The sequence below is a fragment of the Desulfurella sp. genome, assembly GCF_023256235.1.
Lineage (GTDB): Bacteria > Campylobacterota_A > Desulfurellia > Desulfurellales > Desulfurellaceae > Desulfurella.
In genome coordinates, this window is the sequence record NZ_JAGDWY010000029.1 from 15,075 (window position 1) to 27,341 (window position 12,267).

15 protein-coding genes are annotated in these 12,267 nt (G+C 35.1%); 6 read left to right on the forward strand and 9 right to left on the reverse strand.

Annotation, left to right across the window (positions count from 1 at the left end; genetic code table 11):
- The coding region (locus Q0C22_RS02955) for a flagellin hook IN motif-containing protein (protein ID WP_291490582.1) at positions 1-1,389 on the reverse strand (1,389 nt) is incomplete at its 3' end.
- A 127-nt stretch (positions 1,390-1,516) separates the two neighbouring features.
- On the opposite strand from Q0C22_RS02955, the gene Q0C22_RS02960 reads away from it, so the two are divergent.
- The 4 genes from Q0C22_RS02960 to Q0C22_RS02975 are packed head-to-tail and all read left to right on the forward strand — an operon-like array spanning position 1,517 to position 4,012.
- Positions 1,517-1,909, forward strand: a complete 393-nt coding sequence (locus tag Q0C22_RS02960) for a DUF2784 domain-containing protein (protein ID WP_291490583.1) — start codon at positions 1,517-1,519, stop codon at positions 1,907-1,909.
- Positions 1,910-1,959: 50 nt separating this feature from the next.
- Positions 1,960-2,286 (forward strand): NifB/NifX family molybdenum-iron cluster-binding protein, encoded by a 327-nt coding sequence (locus Q0C22_RS02965; RefSeq protein ID WP_291490584.1) that lies wholly within the window; start codon positions 1,960-1,962, stop codon positions 2,284-2,286.
- Positions 2,283-3,128, forward strand: a complete 846-nt coding sequence (locus tag Q0C22_RS02970) for an ATP-binding protein (RefSeq protein WP_291490585.1) — start codon at positions 2,283-2,285, stop codon at positions 3,126-3,128. The genes Q0C22_RS02965 and Q0C22_RS02970 overlap by 4 nt, the downstream gene beginning before the upstream one ends.
- On the forward strand, positions 3,125-4,012 hold the full coding sequence (locus Q0C22_RS02975; RefSeq protein WP_216818753.1) for an ATP-binding protein: 888 nt from the start codon (positions 3,125-3,127) through the stop codon (positions 4,010-4,012). Before Q0C22_RS02970 ends, Q0C22_RS02975 begins: the two co-directional genes overlap by 4 nt.
- 27 nt (positions 4,013-4,039) lie before the next feature.
- Here Q0C22_RS02975 and Q0C22_RS02980 read toward each other — a convergent pair whose 3' ends face one another.
- Positions 4,040-4,651: a peroxiredoxin gene (locus Q0C22_RS02980; protein WP_092129071.1), complete on the reverse strand. Its 612-nt coding sequence runs from the start codon at positions 4,649-4,651 to the stop codon at positions 4,040-4,042.
- A gap of 106 nt (positions 4,652-4,757) precedes the next feature.
- Between Q0C22_RS02980 and Q0C22_RS02985 the strand changes: the two genes are divergently transcribed.
- Positions 4,758-5,177 carry a Fur family transcriptional regulator gene (locus tag Q0C22_RS02985; protein WP_291490586.1) on the forward strand — a complete coding sequence of 140 codons (420 nt, stop codon included), beginning with the start codon at positions 4,758-4,760 and terminating at the stop codon, positions 5,175-5,177.
- On the opposite strand, the gene Q0C22_RS02990 is transcribed toward Q0C22_RS02985, so the two are convergent.
- The 7 genes from Q0C22_RS02990 to gap form a co-directional block, all read right to left on the reverse strand.
- Positions 5,174-5,812 (reverse strand): iron-sulfur cluster assembly scaffold protein, encoded by a 639-nt coding sequence (locus Q0C22_RS02990; RefSeq protein ID WP_291490587.1) that lies wholly within the window; start codon positions 5,810-5,812, stop codon positions 5,174-5,176. The genes Q0C22_RS02985 and Q0C22_RS02990 overlap by 4 nt on opposite strands.
- Positions 5,813-6,961, reverse strand: a complete 1,149-nt coding sequence (locus Q0C22_RS02995; RefSeq protein ID WP_291490588.1) for a cysteine desulfurase family protein — start codon at positions 6,959-6,961, stop codon at positions 5,813-5,815.
- Positions 6,958-7,314, reverse strand: a complete 357-nt coding sequence (locus tag Q0C22_RS03000; protein WP_291490589.1) for an iron-sulfur cluster assembly scaffold protein — start codon at positions 7,312-7,314, stop codon at positions 6,958-6,960. Before Q0C22_RS03000 ends, Q0C22_RS02995 begins: the two co-directional genes overlap by 4 nt.
- Positions 7,315-7,402: 88 nt before the next feature.
- Positions 7,403-7,681, reverse strand: coding sequence for a preprotein translocase subunit SecG (secG, locus tag Q0C22_RS03005; RefSeq protein ID WP_291490590.1), 279 nt, complete (start codon positions 7,679-7,681; stop codon positions 7,403-7,405).
- The gene (gene tpiA / locus Q0C22_RS03010) at positions 7,681-8,397 is read right to left on the reverse strand and encodes a triose-phosphate isomerase (protein WP_291490591.1); all 717 of its coding nucleotides are present in this window, start codon (positions 8,395-8,397) and stop codon (positions 7,681-7,683) included. Before tpiA ends, secG begins: the two co-directional genes overlap by 1 nt.
- Positions 8,398-9,576 carry a phosphoglycerate kinase gene (gene pgk, locus Q0C22_RS03015; protein ID WP_291490592.1) on the reverse strand — a complete coding sequence of 393 codons (1,179 nt, stop codon included), beginning with the start codon at positions 9,574-9,576 and terminating at the stop codon, positions 8,398-8,400.
- 12 nt (positions 9,577-9,588) lie between these two features.
- Positions 9,589-10,578, reverse strand: a complete 990-nt coding sequence (gap, locus tag Q0C22_RS03020) for a type I glyceraldehyde-3-phosphate dehydrogenase (RefSeq protein ID WP_291490593.1) — start codon at positions 10,576-10,578, stop codon at positions 9,589-9,591.
- Between the two features lie 270 nt (positions 10,579-10,848).
- On the opposite strand from gap, the gene Q0C22_RS03025 reads away from it, so the two are divergent.
- Positions 10,849-12,168, forward strand: a complete 1,320-nt coding sequence (locus tag Q0C22_RS03025) for a hypothetical protein (RefSeq protein WP_291490594.1) — start codon at positions 10,849-10,851, stop codon at positions 12,166-12,168.
- Positions 12,169-12,267: the final 99 nt, after the last annotated feature.

Consider the following 12,267-nt stretch of genomic DNA (forward strand, 5'->3'; position numbering starts at 1 on the left):
GTATGCTCCACCAGAATTAACAGCTGCAGCTCCCAAATATTTTAATCCTGCTGCAGATAATAAGGCAGCACTACTTTTAGTGGTAATATTTAAATCACTTCCATTGTTTGCTACAAATCTAATAGATGATGTGGTACCTGTAGAAGATGCAACTGCCTGTACGCCTACTACACCAGCTGCAGCTAAAGCGTTATTAATTATTGCAGCTGCGCTTACGGCATGAGTAGTAGCAGCTGTTAAAACTACATGAGCACCATTAATATAAAATGATTGGCTTTTTCCTAAACCTGAACCAGCATTAGTGGCTGTAAGTTGTGTTGTTGTATCTTTGATTCCAAGCATAGTCTGTGTATTGTTTGTTGCCTGTATGGCTATGTTGCCACCAGTCGTATTTGTCAAAACAAGTTGGCCTTGGGAGTTAACGCTTGCAACTACACCAGTTTGACTGGTGTATTGGTTAATGGCATTTACTAAATTACCACCGGAATCTCCTACACCTACTGTAACCTGACCTATGTTGACGCCATTTATTAGCAAACCACCAGCAGAAATTACTCCAGCTTGAATTGCTTGCGCGCCAACAACGGTTGTTTTTGCAGATGCAGATACACCTGTTTGGGCACTTACTGCGTTTATAGCTTGTGCCCAGTTACCTGCATCTAATTGTTGAGTTTGGCTTGTACCAAAAATATTTATGTTTACGCCATTAATTTGGACATCGCCATTTGCAATAGTTGCAAATTGGTTATTTGTAGAAATACCAATCCCAACTTGAGCAAAACTAGCTTGAGCAACACCGGTACTTGGTGTAGCATTATTAACCATTAAAGATGCAGAACCTGTAGGCGCATAGTTTGTAAATGTTTGATTTGCTACCCAGCCTATTGCATTTGCAGCAGTATTTTGTATGCCAATACCGATAGTTTGATTTTGGTAGGCGCCAATTTGGACAATCTTATTTACAAAGGTGCCATCAAGTAAGTTTATACCTTTGTAGGATGTGGTTGCTGCAATATTGTTAATTTCTGCAAGTAGACCATTGATGTTGCTTTGCAGAGCCTGTCTTGAAGCTAAATCTTGCGTGGCGTTTGCAGCTTCAATTGCCTGTTGTGCGATGTTTGTTACCAAATTTATAGATTGCTGTAGTGCTTGATCTGCTATGTTTATCAAGTTTACTGTGTCGTTGCCGTTTGATATTGCCTGACCTAAGTTTGTTGCCTGAAAATTCAAAGAATCTGCAATTGTCATACCAGCTGGATCAACTGCAGCACTTGTTAGCCTCAAGCCTGTTGATAAACTGTTTAACGTGTTAGACAACTTTGTGTTTGTGTTGTTTAGGCTATTTATAGCCTGCATTGCCGCTATGTTTGTGTTAATTTGAAGACTCATAATAAACCTCCTTTTTTGAGCTTCTATTTTATGAATCGGATGAATTTTAAAAAATTAAAGTCTTTAATAAAAATCTTTAAATTGTATCAAGCTTTATTTTATTCAAAAAATGCTTAAATTAATGAATATGAATATTTATGCAGCTTTAGCCGATGTTGTTGTTATAATACATTTTTTATATGCATTAACTATTATTGTGGGACTTATTCTAATATATATTGGTAAATATATAAAATGGCATTTTGTAAAAAATGCGACATTCAGGATTATCCATTTAGTTATGATAATGATTGTAGCATTTGAGTCTGTTTTTCATATAGAATGTCCTTTGACATACATAGAGTATAAATTGCTAAGTTTGGCTAAAATGCATTATCAAAATATACCTTTTATAGCTGGTTTTATTAACAAAATACTATTTTGGAATTTGCCAAATGAGTTTTTTGATATACTTTATATTGCGCTTGCCATATTTATATTACTCAGTTTTTTTATTGTGCCCATAGATTTCAAAAAATAATTGACAATGGACATATGTTCATTTATAATACTTTTTAAGGAGGGTTGAATATGAAAATACTGCTTGCAACAAAAGGTCAAACATTAGATAGTGCGATTGATGAGAGGTTTGCAAGAGCCAGTTATTTTTTGATTTACGATGACAAAACAGGTCAATTAGAAGTAATAAATAATAACCAGGAGCTTTCGCACGGCGCAGGTCCTCAAGCGGTTCAGATCGCCATAGATAATGGTGCAAGTGCAATAATTTCTGCAATGCCCGGTCAAAATGCCCTGCAAGCTATTAGGGCAGCAAATATTAAAGTTTACGAGGCAGTTGGTTTAAGTGCAAAGCATGCTATAGAAAAGTTAAAGTCAAATGAATTAAAAGAGTTATGATAATAGCAATATTGTCAGGCAAGGGAGGCACGGGCAAAACCACTGTTTCAACAAACCTTGCTTATGTTTTAGACAAAAAAGGCCATAGCGTAAAGCTTATAGATTTAGACGCAGAAGAGCCAAATGCGCATCTTTTTTTTGATATTGACTATAGTGAACATATAGATGTAGATGTAAAAATACCAAAAGTTGATAATGCAAAGTGCACTCACTGTGGTGATTGCGCAAAAGCGTGTCAGTTTAGTGCTATTGTTGTATCAAGCAAATCAACGCTTGTGTTTGCACATTTGTGCCATGCGTGCGGTGCATGTTTGCTTGCATGCAAGTATAATGCTTTGGAAGAAATACCAAAAAATATAGGAAAAATTTCTTTGGGTAGTGCAAATGGCATTGATTTTGTAAAAAGCCAGATGAATATAGGAGAGCCATCTGCTGTTAGAATTATAAGACAGGCAAAAAAATATACAAATAAAAATAAAATCAACATTTTAGATTGTCCGCCAGGTGTATCTTGTCCTACAGTTGAATCAATACAGATGGCAGATTTTTGCGTACTTGTAACAGAACCTACACCGTTTGGTTTGCATGATTTAAAGCTTGCAGTGGATCTTACAAGACAATTTGGTTTAAAAATAGGTATTGTAATAAACAGATACGATAATAAATTGATTGAACTTGAGTCATATTTGGAAGAAAATAACATACCATTGTTGTTAAAGATACCTTACGATATAAAAATTGCTCAAAGTTACTCAAAAGGTAAGTTGTTTTCAAAAGAAATTCCTCAATACGAGAATATGTTTGTTGAATTATACAATAAAATTTTGGAGATAGTGCAGTGATTGTAAAACAGCTTGCTATTGTAAGCGGAAAAGGTGGCACAGGCAAGACAACACTTAGTGCTTCTTTTGCACATCTGGCAAAAAATGCTTTGATGGTGGATTGTGATGTAGATGCACCAAATCTACATATTATACTAAAGCCTGAAGTTAATAAAACATTTGAGTATTTTGGTTCACAAAAGGCATTTATTGATTTTGATAAATGTATAAATTGTGGTATCTGCGCCTCAGTTTGTCGATTTGAAGCAATAGATTTTGAGCAAAATCAATACAGGGTTAAAGAGTATGCTTGCGAGGGCTGCAATGCATGCGTGATTGCCTGTCCAGTTAATGCTATAAGTTTGAAAAAAACTTTAAATGGCAAGTATTTTGAGTCTACCTGCGAGACAGGTTATATGGCACATGCGCTGTTGAACCCAGGTGAAGAAACCTCAGGTGGTTTAATATCTGAAGTAAGAAAGCTATCTTTAGAAATTGCCTATTCAAAAAAGATAGAATTAATTATTATTGATGGAGCTCCAGGTATTGGCTGTCCTGCTACATCATCAATTGTGGGTGCAAAATATGTAATAGTTGTAAGTGAGCCTACAAAAAGCGGCCTTCATGATTTGGTGCGCATTGTGGAAACAATAAAGCATTTTAAAATACCACATGGAATTGTGATTAACAAGTTTGATATAAACGACGAGCAAACAAAAGAGATTGAAAAATACGCTCAGGAAGAAAATTTAGAAATAATTGGCAAAATTCCTTTTGATAAAACTGTTGTAGAGGCTACAAAACAAGCAAAGCCAATTATTGAATATGATTGCAAAAGCGCATTTGCTGTAAAAGACATCTTTGAAAAAACAATCCAGAAGCTAAATTTATCGCCCCAAAGCTAAAAGCCTTGAGGCGATTTGTATATATTGTTAGGAGAGGAGCTCTTCTACTGTCACATAGTCACCAACGCGACCTGTCATTTTTTCTTCGTCTGTATTGACAGGCAAAGTTTTCTTGCCAGGTCTCCAATTGGCTGGGCAAACTTCGCCTGTCTTATATGAATGCTGATGGGCCTGGATTTGTCTTATGAACTCATTTACGTTTCTACCTACAGGTGGTGCTTGAACTTCTTCTGCTACAATTACACCATCTGGGTTAATTAAGAATCTGCCGCGTAAAGCAATACCGGCGCCTTCTATCATGACATTAAATTTTCTTGAAACCTCACCAGTTGGATCTGCGCCAATAGTTAATTTCAAGCCTTTTAGTAGTGGCTCTGTTTCTACAAAGCGTTTGTGTGAAAATTTTGTATCTGTTGAAATTGCAAGTATCTCGCAGCCAAGCTCGTCATGCAATACATCGTACTTTGCATTCATTGCAGCAAGTTCTGTTGGACAAACAAATGTAAAATCTGCTGGGTAAAAGCAAACAATTGTCCACTTGCCTGCGTAATCTGCGCTTGAAACCTTTTTGTAATGACCACTTTGTGCATCGTATGCATCCATTTTAAACTCTGGCATTTTTTGAAGAACTAAACTCATCGTACACCTCCAAATCAATTTTGATAAATATTATCAAAAAATAAAAATTTGTCAAGGAAAAAAATTATTATTTGCAATTTTTTAAAAAAGTATTATATTTGCTTTTATGGAAGTAATTGATTATGCGTATTTAGAAAGTATACTAAACAAAAAAAATTTAAAAGTAACGCCACAAAGATTGCATATATTATCTCTTATCAGACAGTTTGGTCACATGGATATAGATGAATTGTATTTACAGATTAAGAAAAACTACCCCTACATGTCACTTGCAACAATTTACAAAAATATTTCGGTAATGGTAGAAAATGGCATATTAAATGAGATAAAAATTGCTCAGCAAAAAACAAAATATGAGTTATTGGCCGACTTTCATGCACATTTTATCTGCACAAACTGCAAAAAAATAGAAGATCTAGATATAGATATCAGTTGTATTCTAAAAGATTTTGATCAAGCAAACGTGCAAAGCGTCCAATTACAGATTTATGGCATTTGCAAAACTTGCCAGAAAAAAAGAATTTAATCTAAAAAAACTACATCAATGGATTTTACATCCCATCTGTACTCAAATTTCTCGACAATTTCTTCTTTTATTGCATTTGCAAATTGATTTGTATCTTTAAGATTTAAATATATCGTAAGTTTGCCATCTACAAAATCTATTTTTGAAAGTAGTTTTGATCCTACTAAGTCTCTGCCTGTATTTGGATCAATAACACCCCTTAGGCGTTCTTTTATCAATGCTTCATCAGTTGGTTTATCTTTGGGTACAAGGCCGTTTTTTTCTTCATAGTTTTCAATTGCTCGCTTAAGAGACTGTATGGCTAAAATAGAGCAGTGTACTTTAACAGCTGGCAAACCTCCAAGCTCATCTACTATTTGAGAATATTTTAAGTTTTTTGCCTCTTCAATTGTTTTGCCTTTCGCAATTTCAGTAATAATAGACGCTGTTGCAATGTTTGAAGCACATCCAAAAGATTTAAATTTTATATCTTCAATAACATGCGTATCTTTATTTACTTTTAATTGTAACTGAACCATATCACCGCAAGCAGGAGAACCTTCTGTTGCTTGAGCATCAGGGTTTTCGATTTCACCTAAGTTTTTTGGATTTAGAAATAAATCCATAACTTTTTTTGAGTATGGTACGCTTGGCATTTAATCCTCCTTGTATAGTGGGCTTAAATTTCTTAAAAAAGCTACATCTTCTTTTAAATACTCTATTGTCTGGTCTATTTCTTTTAATGTGTTAAATTTACCAAACGAAAATCTGATAGAACCATGAGCTAACTCATGTGTCAAACCGCATGCAAGAAGTACGTGTGAGGCTTCAAGTGATTTAGAAAAACAAGCACTACCCGTTATTACACTTACGCCCCTTAAGTTTAGCCTTAAAGTCAAAGATTCACCTTCAATAAATAAAAAAGTTACATTTACTATTCCTGGATGAGACATTTTGGGACTATTTATTCTAATGTGCGGTATTTGGTTTATTTTTTCTAGAAAGTAATCTTTTAAGTTTTTAATATAATCGTATATTTTTTTGTCAAATATCTCTATAGCTTTTTGCATGCCAACAATTGCGGGTATATTTTGAGTGCCAGCTCTTAAGTTATATTCCTGATAACCACCGGTAATAAGTGGTTCAAGCTCAATAGAATTTTTTGCAATTAAAGCTGATGCTCCTTTTGGACCATAGTATGTATCTGAACCTATAGTTAAAAGATCAATATTGTATTTTGATAGATCAATATCAAAAAAAGGAAAAGAAAAAGTTGCATCACAGTGATACAGGCAATTTTTCTGCTTACAAATTTCACCAATGCTGATTAAATCCTGAAGTGTACCTATTTCTTGATTTACATGTTGGATACTGACTAAGATTGTATTATCGTCAATTAGATTATTTAATTCATTAAGATTAACCACTCCTTCGTTGTTGACACCTGCATACCTTATCTCAAAGCCTTTTTTTTGCAAAAACCTACATGTATTTATAATTGATAAATCTTCAATTTTGCTAACAACAATATTGCCCTTTTTTTTGCTAAAAGCGATTCCTTTTAGTGCTAGATTATTTGATTCTGTAGGATTGGATGTAAAAATACACCTGTAATCTTTGGCGCTTAGTTTATCCAATATAAATGCTCTTGCACTCTCAAGTGCTTCTTGGGCAATTAAACCGTCTTCATGACTGAATATTGATGATGCTATGGCATAGTTTTGTGTAAAAAAAGGTATCATTGCATTTAATACTTCATCATCTACTTTAGTTGTTGCTGCATTATCAAAATAAATTCTGTTCATTTTTCCCCCTTGCTATTAATTAGAGCTTCTTTAAAAGCTTCAACTGCACTATTTGCGCACTCAAGGCGTTCTTTTGGGATACCTACTAAATTAGAATTTAAAAAGTTTTCATCTATGCTTAAGGCATTTTCTATTGTCTTATTTTTAAATGTTTTGGCTAGAAAACTTGCAACTGCAATAGCAACAGGGCAGGCTTTAACTTTATAATCAATAGCGACAATTATACCTTGTTTAGTTTTAACATAAAATATGATTTTTGCGTTGAATTCAATATTTTCTTTAATGCCTATGCCATCTGGATCAAGTACAGTATCTTTAATAGGGTAAAAAAAATGGCTTTCAAAGCTTTCCATACAACCTCCTATTTAGATACTATAATACTAACTTTTAAAAAGTCAATATATCTTGATAAGTTTTGTCAAGTTAAACCAAAGCGCCAACTTATTTAGGCGCTTTGGTGGTATTTGTAAATACAGTTGATTGGGTTTGATTTTTGTAGACGTAATACGAGATAGCAACAGAATTAATCATAAACAAAAAGGCTAAAACCCATGTAACTTTTGCAAAAAACGACATTGCGCCTGTTGCTCCAAAAAGTGTATCAGAAGCCCCAGCGCCAAAGGATACGCCCATATTTGCACCTTTTCCTTTTTGAAGCAAAATAAGAACAATTAATAAAATAGACAATATACCCTGCAGTATCATAAGGACAGTAAGCATCAACTAACTCCTTTTTCTTTTTCAAAATTTAAAACAATTTCATAAAATTTTTGCGCATCTAAACTTGCACCGCCTACCAAAAAACCATCAACATTTTGTATTTTTGAAAGCTCCCCTGCATTTTGAGCGTTTACGCTGCCACCATAGAGTACTTTTGTGTCTATAAATTTCTTTATAAACTCATGTACCTCAAAAATTTGCTCAGAGTTTGCAACTTTTCCGCTTCCTATTGCCCATATGGGCTCATATGCGATTATAACAGTTTCTTTTATGTCTAGCAAATCTTTGGCAAGCTGATTTTCTATGATTGTAAAAGTTTCGTTGTTTTGTCTTTGAGATAAGCTTTCACCCACGCATAAAATTGGAGTTATGTTGTTTTTAATAGCGCTTTTTATTTTTTTATTAATCATACTGTCATCTTCACCAAACAATTGTCTGCGCTCACTATGTCCAACAATGGCAATCTGGCAGCCTACAGATTTTAGCATCATTGCAGAGATTTCACCAGTATAGGCACCTTCGTCTTCAAAGTATAAATTTTGTGCTCCAAGCTGTATGTTTGAATTTTTAAAACACTCAGATAGGTCTTTTAGGTAGACAAAAGGTGCACAAACGGCAATTTCTGCTTTGGCGCCTGATAATTTTGATTTTATGGCGCAGCCTACCTCTAAAGCCTTTTTGTAGTCAAAATGCATTTTCCAGTTAGCTACTATCATCTAGGCCTCCAGTGCTTCGATACCTGGCAACTTTTTGCCTTCAAGCAGCTCCAAACTTGCACCACCCCCTGTAGAGATATATGTAATATTGTCTGTTTCGTGTGCACGAGCTATTGCATCTGCTGTATCACCACCTCCTGCTACACTTAATGCATAGCTTGAGCCTACGATGCGCGCCATTTCTCTTGTGCCACGAGAAAACCTGTCGATTTCATATACACCCATAGGACCATTCCATACAATAGATCCGCAATCGTGCATTACTTCTTCAAACATCTTGCATGAAGCAGGACCTATATCAAGCCCCATATAGCCATCTGGTATTTCCTGATAGGGTACGATTTTTGTTACAGCTTTTTCGTCCATTTTTTCTGAGACTACAAAATCTACAGGAAAGTACATTTTAATTTTTTTATTCTGAGCTTTTTGATATATATCCTTTGCTGTTTCTAAATAGTCATTTTCTACCAGAGAATTACCAACCGGTAGGCCTAATGCTTTATAAAAAGTAAACACCATAGCTCCGCCAATTATAATTTTGTCAACTTTGTCAATAAGATTATATACAGCTGATATTTTTGAAGATACCTTAGCTCCGCCAAGCACAGCAATTAAGGGCCTTACCGGGTTATCCAAAATACGACTGAAGTATGTAATTTCTTTTTTAAGTAAAAAGCCTGCAGCTTTAATCTCACAAATTTTTGGAAGTGTGTATACAGATGTATGTTTTCTGTGGCTTACACCAAATGCATCATTAATGTACACATCAAATAACTCTTTTAGTTTTTTTGCAAATTCTATATCATCTTGTTCTTCGCCTGGCTGAAATCGCAAGTTTTCAAGCAATAAACAATCCCCATAATCCATAGAATCTATAGCTTTTTTGACTTCATCACCAACGCAGGAATCTATAAATTTTACTTCTTTATTCAATAGTCTAGAAAGCCTCTTTGCTACATTTGCAAGAGAGTATTTTGGGTCTTTTTTGCCTTTTGGTCTTCCCATGTGAGAAGCCAATATTACTTTTGCTTTTGCATCTATGCAGTAATTTATGGTAGGCAGTGTTTCTCTTATGCGCTTATCATCCATTATGTTTCCTTCATCATCGATTGGCACATTGAAGTCGCACCTGACAAAAACTCTTTTATTTGTAAGGTTAAGCTCATTTATAAAAATCATAAATTTACCCCTTTAGATCATTTTTAACATAACATCTTTTAATCTTGAAGAGTAGCCAAACTCATTGTCATACCAGGCAAAAACTTTTACCATATCATCTATAATATGTGTCATTGTCCCGTCAAATATTGACGAGTGTGGGTTTCCATTTAAATCATGAGACACAAGGGGCTCTTCTGTATATTCCAATATGTTTTTTAACTTAGTCTGGCTGGCTTTTTTAAAAGCTTCATTTACCTGCTCGATTGTAGGGATATTTTTTACATTGCATACAAAGTCAATCAAAGATACATTAGAAGTAGGTACACGTATTGATATACCGTCAAGTTTGCCGTTTAGTTCTGGGATTACTACGCCGATTGCTCTTGTGGCTCCTGTGGTGGTTGGGATCATATTCATTGCAGCAGCGCGCGCTCGCCTTAGATCCTTGTGAGGCAAATCAAGTATTCTTTGATCGTTTGTATATGAGTGAACTGTTGTCATAAAGCCTTTTGTTACTGTAAAATTATCATGAAGCACTCTTATTACTGGACCAATGCAGTTTGTTGTGCAGGAGGCGTTTGATATAATCTGGTTATTTTTAAAATCAAAGTTGTCGCTATTTACACCAAGTACCACTGTGGGAATGGTTTTATCTTTTGGAGGCGCACTTAACAATACTTTTTTTGCACCTGCCTGAAGATGCTTTTGGGCTAATTCTTTTGTTAAAAAAATTCCTGTTGACTCAAGTACTACATCAATATCAAGCTCGCCCCAGGGTAGCTCAGCCGGGTCTTTTTTTGCAAATATTTTTATTTTTTTGCCATCAACTATAATGTTTTCATCATCATAAGAAACTGTTTTTTGAAAAATACCATGGTTTGTATCATATTTTAATAGGTGTGCAAGCGTTTTTGTATCTGTTAGGTCATTTATCGCAACAATTTCGATTTCTTTATAGTCGCTTGCAATGCGAAAAAATATTCTACCAATTCTACCAAATCCATTTATAGCTACTCTCATAAAAACCTCCACGATTTTTTTAACTTTAGTATATTATTAATTTATTTTTTTTCAAGCGCTTTTTAAAAAGGAGAGTAAAAATTTTCTCAAAAAGTTTATAAAAAGCATTTTTAAAACTCTTGACAAACAAGCGTAATTGGATTATTTTTAACTGTAGGTTTGAGGTTAAGAGAAAAATTATTGGAAGTTAAATTTTTTTCTTGACAAGTGTGAAAAAAGTTGTTAAATTTAGAATCGAATTTAAAAAAGTTTTCAGTTAGGAGGTTAAGTATGAAAAAAAGGCTAGTCTCACTCGTTGCAGCAGCTGCGCTTTTGGGCAGTGTCTCAATAGCATCTGCTGGCACAGTTACCACAAAAGGTGACACAAACATTTCTATCGGTGGCTTTATCCAGACTTACTTTGACTGGGCAAATAACCAAACAAATTTGGGCTACCAAGCTAACCCAGAGTATGTTGTACCAGCTGGACAAACTACCCCCGAAAAAAATACTCCCGCACAGACATCTTTTGGTACAAGCACACAATTTTCGAGGATTACATTAGGCCTTAGCAACCCAACAGAAGGCATAACTGGTGTAGTAGAAGGTGATTTCTTTGGCGGTGGCGCAGGAGAACAATTGTATGGCAAAGGTAACTTTAGGTTGCGACATGCTTACATTGTAAAAGAATTTTGTCAGGAAGGCTGCAATTACACACCTTGGCTGTTGATCGGTCAGACATGGGATCCACTTGAGATGCTAAATAGCTTTACTTTAAATGATATAGTAGGTATAGCCGGTCAAAACTGGGGTGAAGGTGTAGTTAGGACTTCGCAGATAGGTTTTGGTGTAAAATTTGATCTTGGAAGCGTGAAGCTAAATCCTGGTATTTATGCAGCTAATTTAGCTGGTGATTCTACGTTTGGAAATAGTGGTACAGTTTATTTTAACCCTAACAATAAGGGATATTCTGATTATCAGTTGTCCCAAAGGTTGACTTCACCAGGTTTTGCTTTCAAATTACCTGTTGAATTTAATACAGGCTTTGGCTCGCCAGCCAGTGCTTATGCAGGCTTTGAGTGGCAGCCAATGAAACTTACCAATGCTTCAGCAGACATAAACAGCAAAAATGAAAATGCATGGATGGCAACTGTAGGCTTAACGCTACCTGTATATTTTGTTAACTTAACAGGTAACTTCCATTATGAGCGCGGCATGACAGCATTTGATATGCCATTGTTTGGAGATACATATGCTATGCCGTCTTTCTACATTGATAGCCATGGTTCTGTACAAGAAGTTCGTGGCACAAGCTGGAACGCACAGGCTCAAATTGATTTTAATAAACTAGCTCAGGTTCCGGTAACATTTGCATTTGGCTATGGTCAAACTGTATTTAGCCATTACGGAGATTTAGCTGATAATATTTATACACCACTTGTTAGAAAGATGGGAACAATGTTTGCAAACGTAAACTATCATTTGACTAAATCTTTGGCATTAGGTTTGGAATATGATAGAAACAAGACCTATTATGTAGGCGCTGGTAACGATGGTAGCTCTGGCCAAAACTCAAATCAGGTATTCTTAAGAGGAATGTATTCTTTCTAAGATTCAGCTTTTTTTCTACTAGTATAAAACCCTCCCTTTTGGGAGGGTTTTTGCTATTAAATGTATACAATAATAGATATAGGATGTAGATGGGGGTTT